The sequence below is a fragment of the Dactylosporangium aurantiacum genome, assembly GCF_000716715.1.
GTDB classification, from domain to species: Bacteria; Actinomycetota; Actinomycetes; order Mycobacteriales; family Micromonosporaceae; genus Dactylosporangium; species Dactylosporangium aurantiacum.
The window spans coordinates 123,729-149,094 of record NZ_JNYJ01000036.1 but is presented as its reverse complement, the minus strand read 5'-3'; the positions used below and the strand labels follow the sequence as shown (position 1 = coordinate 149,094).

The window sequence follows — 25,366 nt, the reverse complement described above, 5'->3', positions numbered from 1 at the left end:
ATGACCAGGCTCACCCCGGCGCTGGCGGGCCTTTCGTTAGGCTCACCGGGTGCTGCTGTGCATCGACATCGGAAACACCAACACGGTGCTCGCCACGTTCGAGGGCGAGAAGCTGGTCCACTCGTGGCGGATCAAGACCGACTCGCGGGCCACCGCGGACGAGCTCGGCCTGCTCTACCGGGGCCTGCTCGCCACCGACGCCGTGTCGCTGACCGGCATCGCGGCGTGCTCGACGGTCCCGGCGGCGCTGCGGTCGCTGCGGACCATGCTGCAGCGGTACTACCCGGGTGTGCCGACGGTCATCGTCGAGCCGGGCGTGCGCACCGGCGTCCAGCTGGCGATCGACAACCCCAAGGAGGTCGGCACGGACCGGGTGGCCAACACGCTGGCCGCCTTCACGCTGTTCGGCGGCCCGTCGATCGTGGTGGACTTCGGCACGTCCACCAACTTCGACGTCGTGTCGGCGCGCGGGGAGTTCCTGGGCGGTGTGCTCGCGCCCGGCATCGAGATCTCCGTCGACGCGCTCGCCGCCCGCGCCGCCCAGCTGCGCAAGGTCGAGCTGGTCAAGCCGCCGCGGGTGATCGGCAAGAACACGGTCGAGTGCCTGCAGTCCGGCGTGGTCTACGGCTTCGCGGGGCAGGTCGACGGGATCGTGCGGGGCGTGTCCGCGGAGCTGGGTGGCACCGTGAAGGCGGTCGTCGCGACCGGTGGCCTGGCTCCGATCGTGATCGGCGAGTGCGTCACCGTGACGCACCACGAGCCGATGCTCACCCTGATCGGGCTGCGGCTGATCTTCGACCGCAACAAGGGTTAGCGCTTCCGCGCCGTGTACGCGTAGGTCACGTACGGCAGCTCGAACTCCTCGCCGAGCTGGTCGAGCACCTCGCGCAGCTGCCGCTCCAGCAGCTCGCGGGCCTCGGGGCCGGAGACGAGGTAATAGGAGCGGGACTTGACCAGCTCCAGGAACGACTCGGTCGTGTGGGTGGTGCTCCACTCGAAGGTCTTGAGCGTGACCGGGCCGAAGCGCGGGCCGAAGTCCTTGACCGCGGTCTCGTCGAACGCGTCGCGCTCCCGGGCGCCGTCGAACAGGGTGGACGACTTCGCGACCCACGCGACGCGTTCGTCGCGGATGTTCCAGATGGGCACGAAGCGGCCACCGGGGCGCAGCACGCGGGCGATCTCGGCGTGCGCGGGCTCGCCGTAGAACCAGTGGTACGCCTGGCCGGCGGTGACGACGTCGACGCTGGCGTCCGGCAGGGGGATGTGGGTCGCGTCGCCGTCGCGGGCGTCTCCGGGGATCTTGGCGCGCATCTTGTCGTCGGGCTCGACGGCGATCACGTGGTGGCCGAGGTCGGTGAGCTGGCGGGTCAGGATGCCGGTGCCGGCCCCCAGATCGCAGATATCCGACTTTTCGGGTATGGCCCAGTCGAGCGCTTCGCGCGGGTAGCGGGGGCGGATGCGGTCGTACAGGTCCGCCGCGGCGCCGAACGACGATGCGTGTGCTGCGAAATCCACGTCGCCAAAAGTACCGAAGGTGCTGTTGAGTAGGCTCGTCGTAATTCGTGGAATTCTCGTAGAGGGATTGTGCCGTCGTGAAGGACCAGCCAGCCGTTGACCAGGAACTCGATCTCCCCGAGCAGATGAAGATCCGCCGGGAGAAGCGTGCCCGGCTGCTGGACGAGGGCAAGCAGCCCTACCCGGTCGGCTTCGACCGGACCGCGACCATCGCGCAGATCCGCGCCCGCTACGGCGACCTGCCGACCGACACCGCCACCGGCGAGCGCGCGGCCGTCGCCGGTCGGGTGATCTTCATCCGCAACACGGGCAAGCTGGCGTTCGCCACGCTGCGCGCCGGCGACGGCAGCGAGCTGCAGGCCATGCTGTCGCTGGACAAGGTGGGCGCGGAGGCCCTGGAGGAGTGGAAGCGCCTGGTCGACCTCGGCGACCACGTCGGCGTGCGCGGCGAGGTGATCACCAGCCGCCGCGGCGAGCTGTCCATTCTCGCCGACGAGTGGCAGATGACCGCCAAGGCGCTGCGCCCGCTGCCGGTGGCACACAAGCCGATGAGCGAGGAGTCCCGGGTCCGGCAGCGCTATGTCGACCTGGTGGTGCGCCCGCAGGCCCGGGAAACCGTACGCACGAGGGCCGCCGTGGTGCGCAGTCTCCGTGACACACTGCACGGTCTTGATTACCTTGAAGTTGAAACTCCCATGTTGCAGTTGCTGCATGGTGGTGCGGCCGCCCGGCCATTCGTCACGCATAGCAATGCGCTCGACACGGATTTGTATCTGCGTATCGCACCCGAGCTATTTTTGAAGCGGTGTGTCGCCGGCGGCATCGAGCGGGTCTTCGAGATCAACCGGAACTTCCGGAATGAGGGCATCGACTCCTCGCACTCGCCGGAGTTCGCGATGCTGGAGGCATACCAGGCGTATGCCGACTACAACGACATGGCCGACCTTACCCGCCGGCTGGTGCAGGACGCGGCGGTTGCCCTGACCGGATCGCACGTGGTCCGTTATGCCGACGGCGCCGAGTTCGACCTGGGCGGCGACTGGCGCCGCGTGACGCTTTACGGGGTGCTTTCCGAGGCGTTGAGCGAGGACGTGACGGTCGAAACGCCGCACGCCCGCCTGGTGGAGCTGGCCGCGAAGCAAGACGTCTCCGTCGACCCGAAGTGGGGCCCCGGAAAGCTCGCCGAGGAGCTCTTCGAGGCGCTGGTCGTGCCGGGGCTGGTCGCGCCGACGTTCGTCTTCGACTACCCGGAGGAGACCTCGCCGTTGACCAGGGCGCACCGCGTGACCCCGGGCCTGACGGAGAAGTGGGATCTGTACGTGCAGGGCTTCGAGCTCGGCACCGCGTACTCCGAACTCGTCGACCCGGTTGTGCAACGCGAACGTTTGGTCGCGCAGTCGCTACTGGCCGCGAAGGGCGATCCGGACGCGATGCAACTGGACGAAGACTATCTGCGCGCGATGGAGTACGGAATGCCACCGATGGGCGGCATGGGGATGGGAATCGATCGCCTTCTCATGGCTCTCACCGGGCTCGGCATTCGGGAAACGATCCTCTTTCCGCTGGTGCGGCCGGAGTAGTTTCGGCGTACCGTTGACGAGGTAGTCCCTGATTGCGTTATCTTTGCATTCGCACAACGCGGGGCGGACTTCCTCGAAGGGAATACGACAGTGGCCAAGCGGACCATCCACGTGCTGGTCGACGACATCGACGGCGGGGACGCCGACGAGACCGTGAAGTTCGCGCTCGACGGCGTTCAGTATGAGATCGACCTGTCGAAGAAGAACGCGACGAAGCTGCGTGACGCGTTCGGGCCGTTCCTCGGGGCGGCCACGAAGGTCGGTCGGGGTGGCGTCGTGGTCGGAGGACGTGCCGCCAGTGCCCGTGGTCGCGGTGGAGCCGCCGCCGACCGGGAGCAGAACAAGGCGATTCGGGAATGGGCTCAGAACAAGGGCATCAAGGTCTCCGACCGGGGCCGCATCAAGCAGGAAATCGTGGACCGCTACAACGCCGAAGCGGGCCGTTAGCGATCGCTGACCGTTTTCGTGCTTAGCGGTCGTTTTGGGGTTTTTCAGTAGCTTTCACCCACCGTAGCCTCGCCGCTACGGTGGGTGACTTGCATCCGGCGTCGATTTCGCTCTTGGCGTACGGCCGGGACCGCCGGAACAAGGCGGCGGATGCTCGCGTTGGGCAAAAGCACCGGGTACGAGCGTTCCCGGCGGGTAAGCAACTACCACACGACGCATGCGACATGGTCCGATGGTGGGGTGCGGCAATGGCGCACACCCGCAATGTGTCGGCCTACGGCGATAGAGTGATGGCACGGTCACGTTGGCGTCCGACAGAGCTTCGGCGTGGCGACTCCCCGAGGGGGGTTCCGCGGCAGGGGCGGCGGCGACGGACACGGCACGTGAAGGAGCAGGGATGTTCGAGCGGTTCACCGACCGAGCACGACGGGTTGTCGTCCTGGCGCAGGAAGAAGCCCGGATGCTCAACCACAACTACATCGGCACCGAGCACATCCTGCTCGGCCTCATCCACGAGGGTGAGGGCGTGGCGGCCAAGGCGCTTGAGAGCCTCGGCATCTCGCTGGAGGGTGTCCGCCAGCAGGTCGAGGAGATCATCGGCCAGGGGCAGCAGGCGCCGAGCGGGCACATCCCGTTCACGCCACGCGCCAAGAAGGTGCTGGAGCTGTCCCTGCGCGAGGCGCTGCAGCTCGGGCACAACTACATCGGCACGGAGCACATCCTGCTGGGTCTGATCCGCGAGGGTGAGGGCGTCGCCGCCCAGGTCCTCGTGAAGCTCGGCGCCGACCTCAACCGGGTCCGCCAGCAGGTCATCCAGCTGCTCTCCGGCTACCAGGGCAAGGAGCCGGCCGCCGCCGGCACCGGTGCCCCCGGCGAGGCCGCTCCGTCGACCAGCCTGGTGCTCGACCAGTTCGGTCGAAACCTCACCCAGGCCGCCCGCGAGGGCAAGCTCGACCCGGTCATCGGGCGCGAGAAGGAAATCGAGCGGGTCATGCAGGTGCTGTCCCGCCGCACCAAGAACAACCCGGTGCTCATCGGCGAGCCCGGCGTCGGCAAGACCGCCGTGGTCGAGGGCCTGTCCCAGCGGATCATCAAGGGCGAGGTGCCCGAGACCCTCAAGGACAAGCAGCTCTACACGCTCGACCTCGGTGCGCTCGTCGCCGGCTCCCGCTACCGCGGTGACTTCGAGGAGCGCCTGAAGAAGGTCCTCAAGGAGATCCGCACCCGCGGCGACATCATCCTGTTCATCGACGAGATCCACACGCTCGTCGGTGCCGGTGCCGCCGAGGGCGCGATCGACGCCGCGTCGATCCTCAAGCCGATGCTGGCCCGTGGCGAGCTGCAGACCATCGGTGCGACCACCCTCGACGAATACCGCAAGCACCTCGAGAAGGACGCCGCGCTCGAGCGGCGCTTCCAGCCGATCCAGGTGGGTGAGCCGTCGCTGGCGCACACCATCGAGATCCTCAAGGGCCTGCGCGACCGCTACGAGGCGCACCACCGGGTGACGATCACCGACGCCGCCCTGGTGGCCGCGGCGACCCTCGCCGACCGCTACATCTCCGACCGCTTCCTGCCGGACAAGGCGATCGACCTGATCGACGAGGCCGGCGCGCGGATGCGCATCCGCCGGATGACCGCGCCGCCAGACCTGCGCGACTTCGACGAGCGCATCGCCCAGGTGCGCCGCGACAAGGAGTCCGCGATCGACGCGCAGGACTTCGAGCGGGCCGCGCAGCTGCGCGACAAGGAGAAGCAGCTCCTCGGCCAGAAGGCGCAGCGGGAGAAGGAGTGGAAGGCCGGCGACCTGGACGTCGTGTCCGAGGTCGACGACGAGCAGATCGCCGAGGTCCTGGCGAACTGGACCGGCATCCCGGTCTACAAGCTGACCGAGGAGGAGACCGCACGGCTCCTGCGCATGGAGGACGAGCTGCACAAGCGCCTCGTCGGCCAGGACGACGCGGTCAAGGCGGTCTCGAAGGCCATCCGGCGCACCCGGGCCGGCCTGAAGGACCCGAAGCGCCCCTCCGGCTCGTTCATCTTCGCCGGCCCGTCCGGCGTCGGGAAGACGGAGCTGTCCAAGGCGCTCGCCGAGTTCCTCTTCGGCTCCGAGGACGCGCTGATCCAGCTCGACATGTCGGAGTTCCACGACCGGTACACGGTCTCCCGTCTCGTCGGCGCGCCCCCCGGGTACGTGGGCTATGACGAGGGCGGCCAGCTGACCGAGAAGGTCCGCCGGCGCCCGTTCTCGGTGGTCCTCTTCGACGAGATCGAGAAGGCCCACCCGGACGTCTTCAACACGCTCCTGCAGATCCTGGAGGACGGCCGTCTCACCGACGGTCAGGGCCGCATCGTGGACTTCAAGAACACGGTGATCATCCTGACCACCAACCTGGGCACCCGCGACGTGGCCAAGGCCGTGTCCCTGGGCTTCCAGGCGTCGGAGGACAACGAGTCCAACTACGAGCGGATGAAGCAGAAGGTCAACGACGAGCTGAAGCAGCACTTCCGCCCGGAGTTCCTCAACCGCATCGACGACACGATCGTCTTCCACCAGCTCATGCAGGAGCAGATCCTGGGCATCGTCGACCTGATGATCGCCCGTATCGAGTCCCAGCTGCGCAACAAGGACATGGGTCTCGAGCTGACCGACAACGCCAAGAAGTTCCTGGCGAACAAGGGCTATGACCCGGTGCTGGGCGCGCGGCCGCTGCGCCGCACGATCCAGCGGGAGATCGAGGACTCGCTCTCCGAGCGCATCCTGTTCAACGAGCTCCGCCCGGGCCAGATCGTCGTCATCGACTGCGAAGGCGACCCGGCCCAGTTCGAGAAGGCCAAGCTGGTCTTCAACGGCGCCGACCGTCCGGGCGCGGTCCCGGACGCCGTCCCCGCCGAGCTGACCAAGGGCGGCTCCGCCGAGGAGTCTGCGGCGTAGTTCGTATCGCCTGGAGGCCCCCGACCGGTTCTCGTTACCGGTCGGGGGCCTTCGGCGTTTTCTGGCCTCCTGGCGCTGCGCTGGGCTCTGCTCTGCGGGGCCGCTGGTTGCTGTTCGCGTGTGGGCCCGATGGGACATGTGTATTTCGCTGGCGAGTGCTGCGGCTTACGTGGTTCCGCGCGGCCTGCCGGCCGCGCGACAGGGTGGCGTGGTCGCGAGCGATGGTCCCCGGGCACCGTCCTCACACGTGCGGGCGCCGTCGAGGGCGTCATTCGGTGGGGCACCCGTGCGTGGAGTTGAGGATTAAGACGAGGACTGCCGGGATACGTTGCGTGGCGTGACTGGGTGGTGGCGGGATTTCGGGGCGGCTCGCTTCGGGCGGCCGGCCTCGCCGCGGCCTGTCGTCCGGCCTGGGCTGCTGGCTCGACTGGATCGGGCGTTCGCCGGTCATCCTGGTCCTGCCGGCGGTGCTGGATCTGCCGGTCCGGGCGCTGCCGGCCCTGCCGGCTCTGGTGTCGCCGGCCCTGGCGTCTCTGGCCCTGGCGTCGCTGGCCCTGGCCGTGGTAGCGCCAGCGCCGTCGGCTTGAACGCTGCCGGCTCGGACGGCAGTCGGGAGGTCTCCGCGGGTCCAGCCGTCGCGAGTCCGGACGGCCCCGCGGGACATGGCGTCCTTGGCGCGCGCCCGGGGGTTGTCGGTGGAGCCGGGAGTGGGCGGCCGGTGGTGACCATCGTGGCCGGGAGTGGGGCGGGGAAGAGCACGCTGCTGCAGCAGTGGGTCCAGACCGGTGCGGCGGTGTTCCTCGGGTTGCCGTACAAGGACGAGGAGCTGCCGGTCGACGGACGGCCGGTGGTGATCGACGGGGTTGAGCGGGTCGACCCCGATGGGGCGCAGTGGCGGAGGCTGGTCGGGGTGGTGCCGCTGGTGCTCAGTGGGCGGGAGCCGATACCCGTCGCGGCCGTGGACCGGCTCGGGGCGGGGCATCTCGGGTTCGCCGAGGACGAGACGTACCAGGTGCTGGCGGCGGCGCTGGCGGACGCTGCGGGCGCCGATGGGCTGGCGCCCGATCTGCACCTGCTGACCGGGGGGTGGCCGGCGCTGGTCGGGCTGGCGGCGGCGTGGCTGGCGCGACTGCCGGCGGCCGAGCGCGGGGCCAGTCTGCGGCAGCTGGCGAGGGTGGACGGGCCGCTGCGGGAGCACCTGGTCGGGGCGCTGCTGCAAGTACTGCACCACGAGGAGCGGGAGTTCGTGCGGCGGCTGGCATACCTGCCGGCGGTCGACGCCGCGACCGCGGGAGCGCTGGGGCTGGCCGAGGAGCTCGGTGCGTTGCCGCCGCTCGTGGTGCCGGTGATCGGCGGTGACGGGAGCTACGCCGTACCGGAGCCGCTGCGGGAAACAATCCAGCAGCGCCTGCCGCTGACAGATCGCGAACGGCGGGCGCTGCTGGAGGCGTTTCAGGGGATGTAGTCCTCCAGCAGGGCCGGGGTGAGACCCGCGGCCTTGATGGCCTGGAGAGCGGCGATGTAGTCGTCGACGAACCGGTCGCGGAAGTGCATCAGGATGATGTCGCCGCGCTGGACCGTGTTGCCGGACTGGTAGCGGACGATGCCCTTGTCGACGGTCTCTTTCCAGAAGAAGCCGGCGTGCAGGCCGCAGTCGTGGGCGGCCTTCAGCGTCGTGTCGTCCTTCTCGCCGTACGGCGGGCGGAAGAGCACCGGGCGGCGGCCGTACCACTGGCCGAGCTTGTCCGCGGAGTCGCACAGCTCCCGGCGCTGCACCGCGTAGGACTTGCCCTTGAGGTTCTGGTGGGTGACCGTGTGCGCCTCGATGACGGCGCCCGCGTCCTGGAGGCGCTTGAAGTACGCCGGGTCGTTCCTGATCGCGTCGATCATCAGGAACAGCGTGACCGGGACGCCGGCCTGCTTGATCAGCTCGTACGCCTCGGGGCGCTTGATCTGGCCGTCGTCGATGGTGATGAACGCGACCGGCTGGTCGGTCGGGATACGGGAGAAGTACGCCGCCGACGCGCCCTCGGGCAGGTGGACCTTGTCCGCCTTCGGCGGCTGGTCGAACTTCGGCAGGCGGGCGGCGTAGTTGGCGCCGGCCGGCGGTGCCGCGGCGGTCGACTGCGTCTTCGAGGTGGACGGCTTCGCGGAGGCCGGTGACGAGGCGGACGACGGCGAGCCGGACGGCGACGTGCTGTCGTCCGGTGACGCGGACAGCGCTTCGGGCGACGGCACCCGCGACGCGGCGACGTCCGTCCGATGAGGACCGCCGGATGGAGAGGCACCGCAGCCCGCGAGCGCCGCGACGGCGACCAGCGCGACGACGGCCCGGCGTGCCCTGACGTGAGGGATGAGCACGTCGCGAGCCTACCGAGCGACATGCGTGAGAGGAGGCCCGGAAAGTGTGGGAAAAACTAGATGATCCGGCTGCAACCCTGGGGCTCACCCTGGCAGCGTGTAGGTCCCCGCGCGCTCCCGGACCAGCCCGTCCTCGAGCAGGCCACGCAGCGCCCGGCCGCGCTGGACCTCGTCGTCCCAGACCAGGTCGAGCCGGGCCGCGGGCACCGGGTCGTCGCTGGCCCGCAGCACCGCGAGCAGCAGTCCGCGCACGTGGCGGTCGGTGCCGTGGTACCGCTGGGTGCGGCGGCTCGGCCCGGTCGGCGCCGGCGCGCCGGACCGGCGCCAGGCGCAGATCGACCGCACGGGGCACTCCTCGCAGCGCGGCGCGCGGGCGGTGCAGATCACCGCGCCGAGCTCCATGAACGCGACCGAGGCGCGGGCCGCCTCCTCGGGGTCCTCCGGCAGCAGCACCTCGACCGCGCGCAGGTCGGCGGGGGTGGTGGCCGGGCCGCCGTCGGCGGCGCCGTCGACGATCCTGGCCACGACGCGCCGGACGTTGGTGTCCACGACCGGATGGCGCTGGCGGAACGCGAACGCCGCGACCGCGCGCGCCGTGTACATGCCGATGCCGGGCAGTGCGAGCAGCGCGTCGACGTCATCGGGCACCACGCCGCCGTGGCGCTCCACGATCGCGGTCGCGCACGCGTGCAGGCGCAGCGCGCGCCGTGGGTAGCCGAGCCGGTCCCAGGCGCGGATGGCCTCGCCGGGCGGGTCGGCGGCCAGGTGCGCGGGCGTGGGCCAGCGCTCCATCCAGCGGCGCCAGGCCGGGTCCACCCTGGACACCTGGGTCTGCTGCAGCATGACCTCACTGACCAGCACACCCCACGCGGTCGCGTCGGGCTGCCGCCAGGGGAGGTCACGGGCGTTGGCGTCGAACCAACGGGTGACGGTCTGTGCGAGGGCGTAAGAGGCGATAAGGAAGGATAAGCCAGGTGAACGAGTACGCCGTCACCGTGATCGGCCACGACCGCCCCGGCATCATCGCCGACGTCGCGGAAGTCCTCGCCGGGCTTGGCCTGAACCTCACCGACTCCACGATGACCCGCCTGCGCGGGCACTTCGCGATGACGCTGGTCTGCGCCGGCGCCGTGGCCGCCGCCGAGATCGAGTCGGCGCTCGCGCCGCTGACCGCCGGCCGGACGCTGCTGGTCACCGTCCGCGAGGTCGGTGAGGACCTCGTCGACGCCCCCTCCGGCGAGCACTACGTGCTGACCGTGCACGGTGCGGACCGGCTCGGCATCGTCGCGGCGTTGAGCCGTACCGTGGCCGCCGCCGGCGGCAACATCACCGATCTGACGACCAGGCTGGCCGGCAACCTCTACGTCGTGGTGGCGGAGGTCGACGCGCCCGGAGACATGGCCGACCTCGCCGCCGCCATCGACCGGACCGCCGCCGAGCTCGGGGTCGAGGCGACGCTGCGCGCCGGCGAAGCGGACCTGATGTGACCGTCCTGCAGGTGGTCCGGGCGCCCGCCACGGTGCTGGGCACGGCCGGCAAGGCCGTGGACCCGCTCGACGAGGAGATCGTCCAGCTCGCCACGGACCTCGTGGACACGATGCGGGTCTCGCCCGGCTGCGTCGGGCTGGCCGCGCCGCAGGTCGGCGTCGGGGCGCAGGTCTTCGCCGTCGACGTGACCGGCCACCCGAAGGCCCGCACCGTGCACGGCACGCTCGTGTTGTGCAACGCGCGGGTCGTCGAGGCGTCGCAATGGCAGAAGGGCCGCGAGGGCTGCATGTCGGTGCCCGACCTCACCGGCGACGTGAAGCGCGCCAACCGCCTCGTCGTCGCCGGCCAGCTGCCCGGCACCGGCGAAGAGATCGAGATCACTACCGACGCGTTCGAGGCGCGGGCCCTGCAGCACGAGATCGACCATTGCGCTGGGTTACTGTTCCTCGATCGTGTTGCCGGCGCGCATGCCGTATACGCCCGCAAGGTCTATCTCTGAGCGGTCTACACGGCGCGCCGCCCCGTTCGCTACCCGTTCCCTCGATACGGTGAGTGCATCATGAAGCTGACGGTTGGCCCGCTTCCCGCTGGCGTGTACTGGCGGCGTCGCGCCATCGTCGGCGGGGCGCTGCTCATCGTGGTGCTCATGCTGTGGGCCCAGTGTTCCGGACCGGATCCGAAGCGCACCCCCGCCTCGGCACAGTCCCCGACGGCCACCTCCGCCGCGGTGGCCACGGCCGATCCGACACCGACGATCCAGACGCCGACGACCGGCGACCCGGTCACCAGCGCGCCGCCGTCCAGCAGCGCCCCGGCCGCCGCCTCCACGGTCCCGGTCTGCGCCGACGGTGACCTGTCGCTGGTCGCGTCGCCCGAGCAGCAGGTGCAGTTCCGCGGGGCGTACCTCAAGTTCTTCCTGAAGATCAAGAACACCTCGGCCCACGACTGCACCCGCGACCTCGGCGCCGACTACCAGGAGCTGTACCTGCAGGTCGGCGCCCTCAAGATGTGGTCGTCAGACCAGTGCGACGCGCCGAAGGGCAGCCAGCCCACGACGCTGAAGCCGGGCATCGAGGTGTCGTTCTCCACCACGTGGAACGGCAAGACCACCAACAACGGGTGCGTCAACCGCGAGGTGCCGCCGGCGGGCAAGTACGAGCTGGTCGGCCGCCTCGACACGAAACTGAGCGCGCCGGTCCAGGTCCAGCTGACCTGAGCGGGCCCTGTTCCGGGGCGCCCGGTCAGACGTAGCGTTCGAGGATCGACGCCTCGGCCAGGCGGCTCAGGCCCTCGCGCACGCCGCGCGCCCGCGCGTCGCCGACGCCGTCCACGGCCTGCAGGTCCTCCACGGTCGCCCCGAGCAGCCGCTGCAGGCTGCCGAAGTGCTCGACCAGCCGGTCCACGACCAGCGCGGGCAGCCGCGGCACCTTCGCCAGCAGCCGGAACCCGCGCGGCGACACCGCGGCGTCCAGCGCGTCGCTCGCCCCGGGATAGCCGAGTGACTTGGCGACCGCGACCAGGTCGATGAGCTCCGTCGCGGTCAACGCGTCTAGCTCGTCGAGCGCGTCGTCGGACGATCGGCTGCGCCGCCCCGACGGCAGGTAGTCGCGGATCACCAGCGTCCGGTCCGCCTCCACCCCCGCCATCAGCTCCTCCAACTGCAGCGCGAGCAGCCGCCCGTCAGTGCCCAGCTCCACGACGTAACCGGCGATCTCGTCGGCGATGCGCCGCACCATCTCCAGCCGCTGCACCACCGCCACCGCGTCGCGGACCGTGACCAGATCCTCGATCTCCAGCGCCGACAAGGTCCCGCTCACCTCGTCGAGCCGCAGCTTGTACCGCTCCAGCGTCGCCAACGCCTGGTTCGCCTTGGACAGGATCGCGGCCGAGTCGTCCAGGACGTGCCGCTGACCGTTCACATACAGGCCGATGATCCGCATCGACTGGCTCACCGAGATCACCGGGAACCCGGCCTGCTTCGCGACCCGCTCCGCCGTGCGGTGCCGGGTCCCCGACTCCTCCGACGGGATCGTCGGGTCGGGCATCAGGTGCACGGCCGCCCGGACGATTCTCGTGCCGTCACTCGACAGGACGACAGCGCCGTCCATCTTGCACAGCTCCCGCAGCCGCGTCGCGGAGAACTCGACGTCCAGCGGGAAACCGCCGGTGCACATCTGCTCGACCACCTTGTCGTACCCGAGCACGATCAGGGCGCCCGTGCGCCCCCTCAGGATGCGCTCCAGCCCGTCGCGCAGCACCGTCCCCGGCGCCATCAGGGCGAGCGTCGCTCGCAGCGGGTCGGCACCGGGCAGTGCGGCGGCCCAACCCCCGTTGAGGCCGGTGTGGGAACCGCCTCTGCTGGGCTCGCGGTCTATCGGCACCCGCACAGTCTACGGATGGTCGGACATCCGGTGCTGGTGCGGTATCGACCCAGCCCGTAGAGTGGGCGGACGCCATCAGTCGATGGATCACAATTGATGTCTGTGAGGTCCCACCGGTGGCCGGTCCGGAGCGGATCGAGTGGCGGCGCAGCTTCCCCTCCCGATCCCTGGTCACCCTGGCCTGGTACGTGCTCTCCGCCGCCCTCGCCTGCGGCCTCGTCCGCGGCCTCTTCGCCGACGAACCCGAGGTCCTGCCCTCCGGCGCCGACAACCTGCTCGCCGACCTTCCGATGTGGACGGTCGCGCTGGCCGCGGTCGGCGCCACCCCGTTCGTCCTCGCCGTCGTGCGCCGCCCCCGGGTCGGCGCCAACCACTTCGCCCTCACCGTGCGCCCCGGCTGGGTCCGGACCCTGGTCCTGCCCTGGTCCAGGGTCGCCCAGGTGACCCTGATGGAGGTCGGCGGCGAGCGGTACCTGCTGGTCCGGCTCAGGGCCGGCCTGGACCGCACCGGCACCAACCCGGCTTGGCCGGACCAGAACGTGATCCGCGAACTGTCCAAGACCCCCTCGAAGCGCGCCAGCGGCTTCGACGTCGCCGTCCGCCTCCGCGACTTCACCGGCGGCCCGGACGGCCAACTCGCCGCCCTCGCCGCGTTCGCCCCTGACCAGGTGTTGATCGCCAACCACCTCAGCCCGCACTGAACCACCGGCGGCAGCGCCGCGCCTGCTTCGAGCCGCTCGCCTCCACGCCGGCGGTGCCTTCCCACAGCCGGACACCGCGATCCACCGGGTTACGAGGTGGCCAGCCGGAAGCGGCGCGAACCAAGGGCACCGGTCGTCCGCCGCCCCTGGTCTCGCCTGCTGCGCAGCGCCGCCGTGAGCTCGGGCGCGGTGCGGCGGCATGCGCCCCGGGGCATGGGACGGCGTGACGTCGGAGGTGGTGCGGTGCGGACCGTTACGGCGTGGGTGTAGCGGGTCCGGTGCCGCATGAGGGCGGGTGCGGCTTCGGAGAGGTGGGGCCGTCCTGCGGATGGTTCGGTGCCCAGCGCCAGCGTGGGCCGACCTCAGCTGATCCCCCCAACCGCACAACGCGGCGCGGTCTGGCGGCGCGTGGACGGCTGAGGGTCCGGCAGGAATCCGGCGGGTGCGCTGTGGGCCGTGTGCCGGGGCGCACGATGGGCGTGGCGCGGCGGGTGAGGGCGGGGTGCGCAGGGGATCGGGCGCGCCATGTGCGGGTGGGTGAGGAGGTCGTGGTGCGGGTGGGTCGGGCGTCCGGCGTCACGCGGCTGACCTGGACGGACGCCTCGACTGCATGATGCGGTGCAGGTGTGGTGTGGGTGGGTCGGGCGTCCGGTGTCGGCGTGGCTGATGTGGACGGACGTCTTCACTGCGTGACGCGGCGTGGGTGTGGTGTGGGGGGTCGGGCGCCCAGCGTCAGCGGGGCCGACGTCGCCTCGACCGCGTGACGCGGCGCGGGCGTGGTGCGGGCAGGTCGGGGTGTGGTGTGGGTGGGTCGGGCGTCCGGTGTCGGCGTGGCTGATGTGGACGGACGTCTTCACTGCGTGACGCGGCGTGGGTGTGGTGTGGGCGGGTCGGGCGCCCAGCGTCAGCGCGGCCGACGTCGGCCGACGCCTCCACCGCGTGACGCGGCGCGGTCTGGCGGCATTACGCGCCCGTCGCCGCGGAGACGGAAACGCGCGTCAGCGGGGGTCGACCTCGGCGGACGCCTTCACCGCGTAATGCAGGGCGGTGCGCACGTCACCCACCTCCAGCACCCGCATCCCCGGCGGGGTGACCCCCGTGGCCGCCGGGCCGCAGCCCGGTGGCACCAGCGCGAACCGGAACCCCAGCCGGGCCGCCTCGGCGAGCCGGCGGGGCACGGCGCCGACGCGGCGGACCTCGCCGGTCAGGCCGACCTCGCCGACCACCACGAGGTCCGGGGGCATGGGCAGGTCGTGGGCGGCGGAGGCGGCGGCGAGGGCGAGGGCCAGGTCGACGGCGGGCTCGGTGACGCGCAGGCCGCCGACGGTCGCCGCGTAGACCTCGCGGTCGTGGAGCTGGATCTGGGCGCGCTGCTGCAGCACGGCGATGATCATGGCGAGGCGGGCCGAGTCGAGGCCGCTGACGGTGCGGCGGGGGGAGCCGGGGGTCTGGGCGCCGATGAGGGTCTGCACCTCGACGACGAGGGCTCGGCGGCCCTCCATGGCGACCGAGACGCAGGTGCCGGAGACGGCGTCGGCATAGCGGGTGAGGAACAGGCCGCTCGGGTCGGGAAGGCTGGTGATGCCGCCCTCGTGCATCTCGAAGCAGCCCACCTCGTCGGCGGCGCCGAAGCGGTTCTTCAAGCCGCGGACCATGCGCAGCGAGGAGTGCTTGTCACCCTCGAAGTTGAGCACGACGTCGACGAGGTGCTCGAGTACGCGGGGGCCGGCGACGTTGCCGTCCTTGGTGACGTGGCCGACCAGGACGGTGGCGAGGCCGCGCTCCTTGGCGATGGCGACCAGGGCGGCGGTGACGGCGCGGACCTGGGTGACGCCGCCCGCGACGCCGTCGGTGCCGGGGGCGGAGATCGTCTGCACCGAGTCGAGGATGAGCAGGCCCGGCTTGACCGCGTCGAGGTGGCCGAGGACGGCGGACAGGTCACTCTCGGCGGCCAGATAGAGCCGCTCGTGCAGGGCGCCGATGCGCTCGGCGCGCAGCCGGACCTGGCTGACCGACTCTTCGCCGCTGACCACGAGGGACGGGGTGTCGCCGTGCTTGGCCCACTGCTGGGCGACGTCGAGCAGGAGGGTGGACTTGCCGACGCCCGGCTCGCCGGCGAGCAGGACCACGGCGCCGGGGACGATGCCGCCGCCGAGCACCCTGTCGAACTCGGCCACGCCGGTCGGGCGGGCCTGGGCCGGGGCGGCGCTGATCTGGGCGATCGGGCGGGCCGGCTCCAGCGGAGCGCGGCTCGGCACGGCGCGCAGGGCGGTCGGGCCGAGGCCGGCTGCGGGGGGCGCGGCCTCGATGACCGAGCCCCACTCACCGCACTCGGGGCACCGCCCCATCCACTTGGTCGGCCGGTGCCCGCAGACGTCGCACTGGTAGGTCGCGCCCCTCGACTTCGTCACACCCGAAAGCTAGCCCACGGGTGTGACAAAACTACTCGCCCTCGTGCCCGACGACCGCGCTCGGCTTCGGCAGCGGGCTCAGCGGCACGGTCATCGGCAGCTCGGGCACGGTGATCGTGGTGGTGCTGCCGTCGGCGTAGGTGAACGTGAACGTCAGGTCCGACAGCGCCGAGCCGGCCCGCAGCTCCTCGCCGGTGAGCTTCTCCACCGCGAGGTACGTCTTGGTGCTCTGGCTCAGCGACACGAACCCGCCGACCGGGATCTCCACGCCGATCTTCGACGAGCCGACGGGAGCCGGGGCGGCCGGCGTCGGCGTCGGCGACTTGGACGTCGAAGGCGAGGACGACGGCGAGGACGGCGGCGAGGAAGAGGAGGACTTCGAACCGGACGGCGATGCGGAGGCCGAAGAGGGTGAAGGAGCGGCCGAGGCGGCCGGCGAACCCACCAGCACCACGGTGCCCGCGGATCCGGCCGTGACGCCGGTCAGCTTCACCGACTGCTTCGCGTTGTTGAACAGCCACACATCGATCGGCACCACGCTGCCGGGCTTGTACTCGTTCGAATACGCCACAGTCGCCTGGCGCAGCTCGATCAGCCCGTCGGCGCTCTGGGCGTTGACCCCCGGCACCGGGGCGACCTGGGTGTCGGTCTGGGTGATCTGGCCGGCGCTGCACCCCGAGAGCAGACCGACGCCGAGCGCGGCGGAAGCCAGCAGCGCGGCGCCCAGCACCGTGCGGCGGCGGGCAGCCGGAATCGTACGCGTCACCTTAGGTCCTCCATCTGGATCGGGCGGCCGACTACAGCCTAGTTGCCGTTGATCGGCCGATTACGCGCACCCTGACACTGCACCGGTCAGTCCAGGTTCAGGCCGCTGACCAGCAGAAATAGCACATCGATCAGCGCGACGGCGATCACCGACAGGAAAGGGACGCGTGAGCTGGGGTTGCGGCGCATGGCGTACACCCCGATGGAAAGCGCGACCAGAGCCACCGCGAGCGTTGGCCAGAACAGCGGCGCGGGTGGCCCCGGTGGCCCGAACGCCAGCGCGGCGGTGGCAGCGAGCAGCAGCACGGCCGCGGCGCCGAGGGAGCCGCGCCGGCCGAGCAGGTGCGGCAGGCCCCGCACGCCGGTACGGACGTCGTCGTCGAGATCGGGCAGCGCGTTGACGAAGTGCGCGCCCGCGCCGAGCAGCGCACCGGCCGCGAGCAGCCACGGCGGCGGGACCAGCCCGGCACCGATGACGACGAACGCGGGCAGGCAGGCGAACGACAGCGCGTACGGCAGCACCGACACCGGCGTCGACTTCAGCGGCCAGTCGTAGAGCAGCGCGGAGACCAGCGCCAGCAGCGCGACGAACCCGGCGGTGATCCCCGACACGAAACCGAGGGGGACCATCACGACCGCGGCGGTGACGCCGAGGGTGAACACCAGCCGCCGGGAGATCGCCCCGGTCGCGACGGGTTTGTCGGTACGCCCCACCGCCGCGTCCCGCGGGGCGTCCAGCGCGTCGTTCACCCAGCCGATGGACAGTTGGCTCGCCAGTACCGTGGCCGCCGCCACCAGCACACCCGGCCAGGTCCTGCCGAGTCCGAACGACAGCAGCGCGGCCACGGCGGTGACCGCGACCGCCGGCTCCGGATGGCTGGTGCGGACGATCGCGCTCGCAACGGACATTCCGCAAGTGTGGCTGTCCGAAGGGTTCCGTGTCAGTCTCGATCCATGCGATCGACGCGCCGGGCGCGTAACGACCCTGGTCAGTATGACGACCTGGCCGGCGAGTGGTGGCGTCCCGGATCGCCGCTGTCCATGCTGTACTGGCTGGCCCGCGCCCGCGCCCGGCTGATCCCGCCCGCGTCGCGCGACGGGGCCGTGCTGGTCGACCTGGGTTGCGGCGGAGGGCTGCTCGCCCCGCACGTGGCCGACAAGGGGTACCGGCACGTCGGCGTCGACCTGATCCGGTCGGGCCTGGAGCAGGCCGCCGCGCACGGCGTCGCGCCCGTGCAGGCGGATGTGGGCCGGCTGCCGTTCGCCGACGGTGTCGCCGACGTGGTGAGCGCGGGTGAACTGCTGGAGCATGTGCCGGACTGGCCGGCTGTGATCGCCGAGGCGTGCCGCATTCTGCGACCCGGGGGCTGGCTGGTCCTGGACACGCTGGCGGACACCGCCGTGTCGCGGCTGGTCGCGGTCCGGCTCGCCGAGGCGGTGCTGCCGGCGGTGCGCGGCATCCACGACCCCGCGCTGTTCGTCGACCCGCGGCGGCTGCGGATCGAGTGCGCGCGCAACGGCGTGCCGCTGGACGTGCGTGGCGTCCGGCCGACGCTGCCCGCGCTCGCCCGCTGGCTGGTCACCCGCAGTAACGCTGTGCCGATCGTGCCGACGTTCACCACCGCGATCCTCTACCAGGGGCGCGGCAGAAAGGGGACCCAGTGACAGGTGCCGCGATCGCAGGCATGGGTGTGACATTCCCGGGCCCGATGCGCCAGGACGAGGTGTGGTCGGGGTTCTTCGAGCGGCACTACAACGGCTCCCGCAGGGGGCTGGCCAAGCGGATCTTCAGCAACTCGGGCGTGGTCAGCCGGCACGGCGCGGTCAACCCGCTCATCGAGGACGCGTCCGGCTGGTCGACCGCGAAACGCATGGGCCGCTACCTGACCGAGGCACTGCCGCTGGGCAAGGACGCGGTGAGCGGCGCGCTCGACGCGGCCGGCCTGCGACCGGATGAGATCGGGTTGTTCGTGGTGTGTTCCTGCACCGGGTACGCCACCCCGGGCCTGGACATCCTGCTCGCCCGCGACCTGGGCATGGCGCCGGGCACGCAGCGGCTGTTCATCGGGCACATGGGCTGCTACGCCGCGCTGCCGGGGCTGGGCGCCGCGACGGATTTCGTGTCGGCCCGCGGGCTGCCGGCGGTGCTGCTGTGCCTGGAGCTGACCAGCCTGCACGTGCAGCCGCCCAGCGACGATCCGCAGCAGATCGTCGCGCACGCGCTCTTTTCGGATGCGGCGGCGGCAGTCGTACTGGTGCCGCAAGGATCCGGGCAGAGGATCGCTGACATCGCCGCGGTCACGGACACGGCGACCGCGGACCACATGACCTGGGACGTCACGGACCTCGGGTTCCGGATGGGGCTGTCGCCGAAGGTGCCCGACGTGCTGTCGATCTACGTCGCGGACCTGGTGGGTGACCTGCTGGGCCGGCACGGGCTGACCCTGGCCGACGTCGACGGCTGGGCGGTGCACCCCGGCGGCCCACGCATCCTCGACGTGGTCCGCGACCAGCTGGCGCTGCCGGAGTCGGCGCTGGCCGAGTCGCGCGGCACCCTCGCCGAGCACGGCAACTGCTCCTCGCCGACGGTCCTGCTCATCCTCGACGCGCTGCGGCGCCGCCCGTCGGGCCCGCCGAAGAACACGGTGGCGCTCGCGTTCGGCCCCGGTCTGACGCTGTACGGGACGCTGCTACGCGGTTGACGAGGGGGCTACCGCGAGGTTGCCCAGCTCGCTGTCGAACGCGGCGGCGCTGGTCACGGAGCTGACCGAGCGCACCACCCGGCCGTCCGCGCCGAGCAGGACGGCGGCCGTGGTGCGGCTCGGCGCGAGGAACGGCACCGCCGCGCGGACCGAGCCGTTCGGGTCGCCGAACGCCCGGACCTTCACCTTGGCGTTGAGCCCCGCCGGCAACGTCGGCGGCCGGTTGGCCACCACCAGCACCTGCGCGGACGGCGCCTTGCTGACCGCGACGGCGTTCACGGTGCCGGCGATGAGCTGCTCGCAGGTGCAGCCCTCGACGAGCAGGATCACCGCCGGCGCGAGCTCGCGGACCGGCACCGTCACGCCGTCGGGGTCGACCAGGCTGAGCCCGGTGAGACTGACCACGGCGGCCGGGGACGGCGGGGCGAGCCGCGGCGAGCCGTTGGGATTGCGCCGGGGCCAGGCCACCGCGAACAGACTCACCAGCGTCGCGATGACGGCGATCGACATGATCAGCAACGGCACCGCGAGCCCGGGAGAATCGTCGGTGGTCCGGCGCAACGGCTCCGGCTTCAGGTGCAGCCGGCGGCGCCAGCGACGGCGTATTGCGGCACGGCGGAATTGTCGACGGATCGACGAGCCTTCATCGTCGAGTGCGCCGGGATCGTCGGGAATGATGATCGTGCCCCACTCAGGGGGCAGGTCGGGCAGGCCACCACCGTCTTGTGGTCGCTCACCACCACCGTTGTCGCCGCGCAGCGTGCCCATCGCTGTTCTCCTCGCACCTGCCTCAACTTTCCCTCACCCGGCTGCAACGCGCCAGTGGGGCCAGTCATCGAGATGTATGAAGAGTTTCCCACGCTCCGCCGCTGGTGGCATCACGCAGCGTGGTGATCCAGAGGTCCGCTGCCGGTTCCGTACGCACTCGCGACAATCAATCGGAAATGTCCAACTGCCTGCGCATTTGCGTGTGCCCTGGGTTGTTGATCCGTTACGCAGCAGGTTCCACGATTCATGTCAAGCGGGAGAAAGGGGACTCACATGTGTTCTGACCTGCGCGAATGCTGCTCTCTGGGGTGGGACGACAGCGCGTGACCGTGTTACCCTAGACACAGCGAAAGGGGTTTCGAACCTATGGTTTTCAGTGTCGGCGAGACCGTTGTCTACCCCCACCACGGGGCCGCACTCATCGAGGCAATCGAGACTCGGGTCGTCAGGGGCGAGGAGAAGCAGTATCTCGTCCTCAGGGTCGCTCAGGGTGACCTGACGGTGCGGGTGCCCGCCGAAAACGCCGAGATCGTCGGCGTGCGCGAGGTGGTTGGCGAGGAAGGCCTGACGAAGGTCTTCGACGTCCTCCGCGCTCCGCACACCGAGGAGCCGACCAACTGGTCGCGGCGTTACAAGGCGAATCTGGAGAAGTTGGCCTCCGGCAATCCGCTCAAGGTCGCAGAGGTCGTGCGTGACCTGTGGCGCCGTGACCGGGAGCGTGGTTTGTCGGCCGGCGAGAAGCGCATGCTGGCCAAGGCTCGGGACATCCTGGTCGGTGAGGTGGCGCTCGCCGAGAAGAGCACCAAGGATGAGGCCGAGACGCTGCTGGACAAGGTGCTGACCGAGGCCTGACATTTCAGCCCGGCTATCCCTTAGACCGAGGACCGCGACGTGACGGCGCACCCCAGTGTGCGTGGTGACGTCGCGGTCCTCGTGCCTGCTGCGGGCATGGGGGTCCGACTCGGCCCCGGTGCTCCGAAGGCACTGCGGCTCCTGCGAGGGGAGCCGCTGCTCGTGCACGCCGTTCGCCGGGTGGCAGCCGCGCCCAGCGTGGGCTGCATCGTGGTCGCCGCCCCGGCGGACGCCGTCGACGACGTCGCGGCGATGCTGCGGCCGCTTTCCTCCCCCGATGTCCGGCTTCTGGTGGTCGCGGGCGGGGCGAGCCGGCAGGCGTCGGTGGCTCTTGCGCTGGCCGCCGTCCCTGAGGAGTTCGGCATCATCCTGGTCCACGACGCGGCGCGTGCGCTGACCCCACCTGAGCTGGTGGAGACAGTCGCGGCAGCGGTGCGAGGGGGGCACGGCGCCGTCATACCCGTTCTCGCCGTGGTCGACACCATCAAGCAGGTAGACAATTCCGGCATTGTCGTCGGCACCGTCGACCGCTCCGTCCTCCGCGCCGTCCAGACCCCCCAGGGCTTCAGCCGCACGGTCCTGACCAGCGCACATGCCGCCGCCGTCGACGACCACACCGACGACGCCGGCCTCGCCGAGAAGATCGGTGTCCCCGTGCACACCGTCCCCGGCGCCGAGGCCGCCATGAAGATCACCCGCCCGTTCGACCTGGCCGTCGCCGAGCTGCTCTTCTGACCGTGCGCCACCCGCCGGTCTGGCTCCTCGACGTCGACGGCGTGATCAACGTACGCCGCCCGCTGTGGGGTCCCTCACTGCACCGCGGTACCGCCTCGTCGGCCGGCATCGACTGGCCGATCCGCTGGGCGCCTGCGCTGATCACGCGGATCCGCCGGCTGGCCGCCACCCGCCTCCTCGAGATCCGCTGGTGCACGACCTGGTGCCCGGACGCCGACGCGCTGGAGCGGCTCTTCCATTTGCCGCCACTGGGCCGTGCGCTGTCCGCGGCCGATCTCGACGAGGCCGAGGAGACCGATCGGGTGAAACTGGCCGCGGCCCGCGAGGTCCTGGCCGCCGGACGCCGGCTGGTGTGGACGGATGACACCGCGGTCCCGGATCCCGGCCCGGTGGCCGCTGAGCTGACCGCCGGCGGCCGCGCGCTGCTGATCAAGCCGCACTCACGCCGGGGCCTGCGACCGAGCGACCTGGCGAGGATCGAGTCGTTCGCCCGGCAGGTCCGCTACGCCGCCTGACCTGCGATCCCGGGTGCTGGACGCCTGCCGTGGCTGCTCCCGGCTTTCGCTCGGCTCGGCTCAGCTCGTCGCTCGGGCTGGTGATCGGTGTCCGGTTGCCGGCAACGCCGATCGCGGTGACATGGGTCATGCCTGAAGCCCGGGTTGCGCGAGTCCGACGTAAACGGGCGGCGGTTGAGCGGGGCCGGTTGAGCGGGGCCGGTTGGGCGGAGCCGGTCGTGCGGGGCCGGTTGGGCGGAGGCGGTCGTGCGGGGTGGTTGAGCGGGCCGGCTGAGCGGGCCGGCTGAGCGGGCCGGCTGAGCGGAGGCGGTCGAGCGGGGTGGTCGGGATTTGGGTGCCGGAGACGCCGATCGCCGAGGCAGTGAGCGGGGTGGTCGAGCGGGGGCGAGGGTCAAGGCATCGGCTCTGTCCTGGGCGGCGATGCCCACATGGTGATCGGCATTCGGGTGCCAGAGACGCCGATCGCCGAGGCAGCCGGCGGCGGTTGAGGTGGCCGGGGGGGTCGAAGGGTAAGGATGGCGATGTCCGGTTGGTGATCGGTGTTCGGGCGCCGGTAATGCCGATCACGGAGGCGGGGCTGCGGTGCTGTGGTCGAGGTCGTTGTCGTCAGTGGTGCCGTCGTGGTCGCCGAGGTGGGTGTTGTGGTTGTCCGGTGTGAGGGCGGTGGTCAAGCGTGGCGCCGTCCCGGCCACGATCCGGCGCGCCGGCGGGATCAGCGGTCCGAATCTGGCGGTGGTGCTTCGACTTGTGATCAGTGTTCGACGGTCGCAAGCGCCGATCGCATTCGGGTCCCGGAGACGCCGATCGCCGTGGCAGAGGGCGGTTGGGATGGCCGTGGCAGACGGCGGTGGTGGGATGGCCGGGGGTGGCCGGTTCGGGTGGTTATGTCCGGCGGGTGATCGGTGTTGGGGGTGACGTAGCGCCGATCGCTGTGGCGTCGTCGCCGCTGTGGCGTGGTCGTCGTTCAGGGTGGCGTCCCGCTGGAGCGATGGTGTCCCGCTGGAGCGATGGTGTCCGGCTGGAGTGTGGGCTGGCTGGAGTGGGGCCGGCTGGAGTGGGGGCCGGCTGGGGTAGCGGTGGCCGGCTCGTGTTGGTGGTCGCCATCACGCTGAACTCGGCTGCCGGGGCGTCAACGGGGCGTCAACCGGTGGGCCCGCAGCGGCCGGTGATCGGTGTTCGGGTGTCCGTGACGCTGATCGCCGTGGCCCGGGAGCGGCATTGGGAACTGGGTGGTTGTTGAGGGTGGTCGGGGTGGTGCGGCCAGCGGGGTGGTCTGTGTCCTCAGTGGCTGAGCAGCTGATCAGCGGATCGGAAGCGCCGCATTCCAGCCAAGGGGAGTAGAAGCAGCCGGAGGAGTCGAGACCGGCCCGCAAGAACGCAGCGGCCCCGTGACGAGACGCTCGCCACGGGGCCGGGAAAGCCGGAATAGCCGGAAAAGTTCGGAGCAGGAACTGTCAGGCGGGAGCGGCTGACACCGGGGCCACCTGCTGCTGCTTGCGGGGACGGCGGCGCCACACCAGGTACGTGCCGATCGAGCCGCCCACGCCCAGGGTCGCGATCATCGCGCCGGCCAGGGACATGCCGAGGGTGTCGCCGCGGGCGGTGGCCGAGCCGAGGGCGGCATACGCGATCGTGGCGGGCAGGGCGCCGAGCATGGTGCCGATCGCGAAGGTCGAGCGGCGGACCCGGGTCGTGCCGAAGGCGTAGTTCGCCACGCAGAACGGCACGAACGGGATCATGCGGGAGATGATGACGGCGACGATGCCGCGGTTGGCGACGGCCTGCTCGACGGCGAGGAAACGGCCGCTCAGGTGGCGGGCCATGAACTCGCGGCCGAGGAAGTGGCCGATCGTGTAGGCGATCAGGGCGCCCAGGGTGACGCCGGCGAGGATGTACAGGACGCCGCCGGCGAAGCCGAAGAGGACGCCGCCGACGCCGGCGAGGAGGGTCCGGGGGACCAGGGCGGTGGTCAGCACGGCGGAGCCGAGGACGGCGATCGCCGGGCCGAACGGGTGGTCAGGGCCCACGGCATGGGTGAGCGACGATTTGTCCGGGTGAATGATCAGCATGACCACGGACAGCGTCGCGACCAGCAGGGCGAGCAGCCCGAAGCGCAAGGCGGCTCCGGTGCGCCACCACTGCCGTGGGGCTTTCGGGGTCGTCAGGTCGTTGCGCACCTGACCCAGCCTAGGCCCGGAACGCCAGGATGCCGAGTCCGATCAAGGCGCAGCAACCAGAAGTTCACGATCGTGCACCGATCGTCGTACCCTCCCAAAGTGATCCAGCGATGATGTTGATCGGCAACGGGACCGACGTGCACGCGTTCGAAAAAGGGCGGGAGTGCTGGGTCGCGGGGCTCAAGTGGGAGGGTGTCGACGGGCTCGCCGGGCACTCCGACGGTGATGTCGCGGCGCACGCGATCTGTGATGCGCTGCTGTCCGCGGCCGGTCTGGGCGATCTCGGGGCGAACTTCGGCACCAGCCGGCCGGAGTGGGCCGGCGCGTCGGGCGTGACGCTGCTGCGGGAGGCCGCGCGGTTGGTCCGTGACGCCGGGTATGAGATCGGTAACGTCTCCGTGCAGGTGATCGGGGTCGCGCCGAAGGTCGGCCGGCGCCGGGCCGAGGCGGAGGAGACGCTGCGCAAGGCGATCGGCGCCATCGTCCGGCTGTCGGGCACCACGACCGACGGGCTCGGGTTCACCGGTCGGGGTGAGGGCCTCGCCGCCACCGCCGTCGCGTTGATCTATCCGGTACCGAAAGGGTGAAGGCCTTGAACGAGATGCTGCGTGACCTGCTCGACCGCCGGGCGTTCCTGGTGCTCAGCACGATCAACCCGGACGGCGCGCCGCAGTCCAGCGTGATCTGGGCCAAGCACGACGGCGGCGACGTCGTCTTCTCGACCATCCGGGGGCGGCGCAAGACGCGCAACATGGAGCGCGACCCGCGGGTGTCGATCTGCGTGTACGACCCGGCGAACCCGTACCGCTACGTCGAGGTCCGCGGCACGGTCAGCATGGTCGAGGAGGGCGGCCCCGAGCTGATCGACGAGCTCAGTCACCTCTACGACGGCAAGCCCTTCGTCGAGGCGGTGCCGGGCGTCACCAGGGTGGTCTGCCGGGTGAGCGCGACAAAGGTGATCGAGCACTAGCGAAGACACCCGACAAAAAGACACCCAACCGCCGCAGGGGCAGCGCGCGTCAATGCGGCGGGA

At 70.9% G+C, this 25,366-nt stretch carries 25 protein-coding genes; 16 read left to right on the top strand and 9 right to left on the bottom strand.

What is annotated here, in order from left to right; genetic code table 11:
* Positions 1-49: 49 nt before the first annotated feature.
* On the top strand, positions 50-814 hold the full coding sequence (locus OP18_RS34100) for a type III pantothenate kinase (RefSeq protein ID WP_033363221.1): 765 nt from the start codon (positions 50-52) through the stop codon (positions 812-814).
* Here OP18_RS34100 and OP18_RS34095 read toward each other — a convergent pair.
* A complete protein-coding gene (locus OP18_RS34095; RefSeq protein ID WP_033363220.1) occupies positions 811-1,515 on the bottom strand; it encodes a class I SAM-dependent methyltransferase in 705 nt (234 codons plus the stop codon). The genes OP18_RS34100 and OP18_RS34095 overlap by 4 nt on opposite strands.
* Before the next feature lie 125 nt (positions 1,516-1,640).
* On the opposite strand from OP18_RS34095, the gene lysS reads away from it, so the two are divergent.
* The 4 genes from lysS (at position 1,641) to OP18_RS34075 (ending at position 7,942) form a co-directional block, all read left to right on the top strand.
* Positions 1,641-3,095, top strand: a complete 1,455-nt coding sequence (gene lysS, locus OP18_RS34090) for a lysine--tRNA ligase (protein WP_156090006.1) — start codon at positions 1,641-1,643, stop codon at positions 3,093-3,095.
* 90 nt (positions 3,096-3,185) lie between these two features.
* Positions 3,186-3,542, top strand: coding sequence for a histone-like nucleoid-structuring protein Lsr2 (locus OP18_RS34085; RefSeq protein ID WP_033363218.1), 357 nt, complete (start codon positions 3,186-3,188; stop codon positions 3,540-3,542).
* Between the two features lie 397 nt (positions 3,543-3,939).
* Complete coding sequence (locus tag OP18_RS34080) at positions 3,940-6,477, top strand: ATP-dependent Clp protease ATP-binding subunit (protein ID WP_033363217.1); 2,538 nt, start codon at positions 3,940-3,942, stop codon at positions 6,475-6,477.
* 730 nt (positions 6,478-7,207) lie between these two features.
* Positions 7,208-7,942: a P-loop NTPase family protein gene (locus tag OP18_RS34075; protein ID WP_156089993.1), complete on the top strand. Its 735-nt coding sequence runs from the start codon at positions 7,208-7,210 to the stop codon at positions 7,940-7,942.
* On the opposite strand, the gene OP18_RS34070 is transcribed toward OP18_RS34075, so the two are convergent.
* Positions 7,930-8,838, bottom strand: coding sequence for a polysaccharide deacetylase family protein (locus OP18_RS34070; RefSeq protein WP_245635615.1), 909 nt, complete (start codon positions 8,836-8,838; stop codon positions 7,930-7,932). The genes OP18_RS34075 and OP18_RS34070 overlap by 13 nt on opposite strands.
* 84 nt (positions 8,839-8,922) lie before the next feature.
* Positions 8,923-9,699: an HhH-GPD family protein gene (locus OP18_RS34065; protein ID WP_389249788.1), complete on the bottom strand. Its 777-nt coding sequence runs from the start codon at positions 9,697-9,699 to the stop codon at positions 8,923-8,925.
* A 113-nt stretch (positions 9,700-9,812) separates the two neighbouring features.
* Between OP18_RS34065 and OP18_RS34060 the strand changes: the two genes are divergently transcribed.
* From OP18_RS34060 to OP18_RS34050, 3 genes are read left to right on the top strand one after another with little or no spacing between them, the layout of a single operon-like run.
* Positions 9,813-10,325 (top strand): glycine cleavage system transcriptional repressor, encoded by a 513-nt coding sequence (locus OP18_RS34060; protein ID WP_033363213.1) that lies wholly within the window; start codon positions 9,813-9,815, stop codon positions 10,323-10,325.
* Positions 10,322-10,825 carry a peptide deformylase gene (gene def / locus OP18_RS34055; protein ID WP_033363212.1) on the top strand — a complete coding sequence of 168 codons (504 nt, stop codon included), beginning with the start codon at positions 10,322-10,324 and terminating at the stop codon, positions 10,823-10,825. The genes OP18_RS34060 and def overlap by 4 nt, the downstream gene beginning before the upstream one ends.
* 60 nt (positions 10,826-10,885) lie before the next feature.
* A complete protein-coding gene (locus OP18_RS34050) occupies positions 10,886-11,542 on the top strand; it encodes a hypothetical protein (RefSeq protein ID WP_033363211.1) in 657 nt (218 codons plus the stop codon).
* Positions 11,543-11,567: 25 nt separating this feature from the next.
* Here OP18_RS34050 and disA read toward each other — a convergent pair whose 3' ends face one another.
* Positions 11,568-12,638, bottom strand: coding sequence for a DNA integrity scanning diadenylate cyclase DisA (gene disA / locus OP18_RS34045; RefSeq protein WP_156090005.1), 1,071 nt, complete (start codon positions 12,636-12,638; stop codon positions 11,568-11,570).
* A 185-nt stretch (positions 12,639-12,823) separates the two neighbouring features.
* Here disA and OP18_RS34040 point away from each other — a divergent pair, with 185 nt between their 5' ends.
* Positions 12,824-13,408: a hypothetical protein gene (locus tag OP18_RS34040; protein ID WP_033363210.1), complete on the top strand. Its 585-nt coding sequence runs from the start codon at positions 12,824-12,826 to the stop codon at positions 13,406-13,408.
* 998 nt (positions 13,409-14,406) lie between these two features.
* Here the strand turns inward: OP18_RS34040 and radA are convergent.
* From radA to OP18_RS34025, 3 genes are all read right to left on the bottom strand, one after another.
* The gene (radA, locus tag OP18_RS34035) at positions 14,407-15,819 is read right to left on the bottom strand and encodes a DNA repair protein RadA (RefSeq protein WP_033363209.1); all 1,413 of its coding nucleotides are present in this window, start codon (positions 15,817-15,819) and stop codon (positions 14,407-14,409) included.
* Positions 15,820-15,850: 31 nt separating this feature from the next.
* Entirely contained in the window at positions 15,851-16,585 is a 735-nt protein-coding gene (locus OP18_RS34030) for a hypothetical protein (protein ID WP_156089992.1), read from the bottom strand.
* Between the two features lie 86 nt (positions 16,586-16,671).
* Positions 16,672-17,493: a UbiA family prenyltransferase gene (locus OP18_RS34025; RefSeq protein ID WP_033363207.1), complete on the bottom strand. Its 822-nt coding sequence runs from the start codon at positions 17,491-17,493 to the stop codon at positions 16,672-16,674.
* Positions 17,494-17,538: 45 nt separating this feature from the next.
* On the opposite strand from OP18_RS34025, the gene OP18_RS34020 reads away from it, so the two are divergent.
* Together OP18_RS34020 and OP18_RS34015 are read left to right on the top strand one after the other, a co-directional pair.
* Positions 17,539-18,249, top strand: a complete 711-nt coding sequence (locus OP18_RS34020; RefSeq protein WP_033363206.1) for a methyltransferase domain-containing protein — start codon at positions 17,539-17,541, stop codon at positions 18,247-18,249.
* Between the two features lie 20 nt (positions 18,250-18,269).
* On the top strand, positions 18,270-19,286 hold the full coding sequence (locus OP18_RS34015) for a type III polyketide synthase (RefSeq protein ID WP_033363205.1): 1,017 nt from the start codon (positions 18,270-18,272) through the stop codon (positions 19,284-19,286).
* On the opposite strand, the gene OP18_RS53465 is transcribed toward OP18_RS34015, so the two are convergent.
* A complete protein-coding gene (locus tag OP18_RS53465; protein WP_156089991.1) occupies positions 19,275-20,054 on the bottom strand; it encodes a hypothetical protein in 780 nt (259 codons plus the stop codon). The genes OP18_RS34015 and OP18_RS53465 overlap by 12 nt on opposite strands.
* Before the next feature lie 366 nt (positions 20,055-20,420).
* On the opposite strand from OP18_RS53465, the gene OP18_RS34005 reads away from it, so the two are divergent.
* From OP18_RS34005 to OP18_RS33995, 3 genes are all read left to right on the top strand, one after another.
* Entirely contained in the window at positions 20,421-20,906 is a 486-nt protein-coding gene (locus tag OP18_RS34005; protein ID WP_033363204.1) for a CarD family transcriptional regulator, read from the top strand.
* Positions 20,907-21,002: 96 nt separating this feature from the next.
* Positions 21,003-21,641: a 2-C-methyl-D-erythritol 4-phosphate cytidylyltransferase gene (ispD, locus tag OP18_RS34000; RefSeq protein ID WP_245635623.1), complete on the top strand. Its 639-nt coding sequence runs from the start codon at positions 21,003-21,005 to the stop codon at positions 21,639-21,641.
* Between the two features lie 2 nt (positions 21,642-21,643).
* Complete coding sequence (locus OP18_RS33995; protein WP_052387731.1) at positions 21,644-22,156, top strand: HAD domain-containing protein; 513 nt, start codon at positions 21,644-21,646, stop codon at positions 22,154-22,156.
* A gap of 1,454 nt (positions 22,157-23,610) precedes the next feature.
* Here OP18_RS33995 and OP18_RS33990 read toward each other — a convergent pair.
* Entirely contained in the window at positions 23,611-24,333 is a 723-nt protein-coding gene (locus OP18_RS33990; RefSeq protein WP_156089990.1) for a TVP38/TMEM64 family protein, read from the bottom strand.
* A gap of 110 nt (positions 24,334-24,443) precedes the next feature.
* On the opposite strand from OP18_RS33990, the gene ispF reads away from it, so the two are divergent.
* Positions 24,444-24,920, top strand: a complete 477-nt coding sequence (gene ispF / locus OP18_RS33985) for a 2-C-methyl-D-erythritol 2,4-cyclodiphosphate synthase (protein WP_033363201.1) — start codon at positions 24,444-24,446, stop codon at positions 24,918-24,920.
* Positions 24,921-24,934: 14 nt separating this feature from the next.
* The gene (locus OP18_RS33980) at positions 24,935-25,303 is read left to right on the top strand and encodes a PPOX class F420-dependent oxidoreductase (RefSeq protein WP_033363330.1); all 369 of its coding nucleotides are present in this window, start codon (positions 24,935-24,937) and stop codon (positions 25,301-25,303) included.
* Positions 25,304-25,366 lie beyond the last annotated feature (63 nt).

Excerpts from the sequence above, each read along its gene's own strand:
- lysS (WP_156090006.1), top strand. The coding sequence starts at position 1,641 with ATGAAGATCCGCCGGGAGAAGCGTGCCCGGCTGCTGGACGAGGGCAAG.
- ispF (WP_033363201.1), top strand. The coding sequence starts at position 24,444 with ATGATGTTGATCGGCAACGGGACCGACGTGCACGCGTTCGAAAAAGGG.
- OP18_RS33980 (WP_033363330.1), top strand. The coding sequence starts at position 24,935 with ATGCTGCGTGACCTGCTCGACCGCCGGGCGTTCCTGGTGCTCAGCACG.
- OP18_RS34050 (WP_033363211.1), top strand. The coding sequence starts at position 10,886 with ATGAAGCTGACGGTTGGCCCGCTTCCCGCTGGCGTGTACTGGCGGCGT.
- OP18_RS34025 (WP_033363207.1), bottom strand. The coding sequence starts at position 17,493 with ATGTCCGTTGCGAGCGCGATCGTCCGCACCAGCCATCCGGAGCCGGCG.
- ispD (WP_245635623.1), top strand. The coding sequence starts at position 21,003 with ATGGGGGTCCGACTCGGCCCCGGTGCTCCGAAGGCACTGCGGCTCCTG.
- OP18_RS53465 (WP_156089991.1), bottom strand. The coding sequence starts at position 20,054 with ATGGGCACGCTGCGCGGCGACAACGGTGGTGGTGAGCGACCACAAGAC.
- OP18_RS34015 (WP_033363205.1), top strand. The coding sequence starts at position 18,270 with ATGGGTGTGACATTCCCGGGCCCGATGCGCCAGGACGAGGTGTGGTCG.
- OP18_RS34020 (WP_033363206.1), top strand. The coding sequence starts at position 17,539 with ATGCGATCGACGCGCCGGGCGCGTAACGACCCTGGTCAGTATGACGAC.
- OP18_RS34080 (WP_033363217.1), top strand. The coding sequence starts at position 3,940 with ATGTTCGAGCGGTTCACCGACCGAGCACGACGGGTTGTCGTCCTGGCG.
- OP18_RS34005 (WP_033363204.1), top strand. The coding sequence starts at position 20,421 with ATGGTTTTCAGTGTCGGCGAGACCGTTGTCTACCCCCACCACGGGGCC.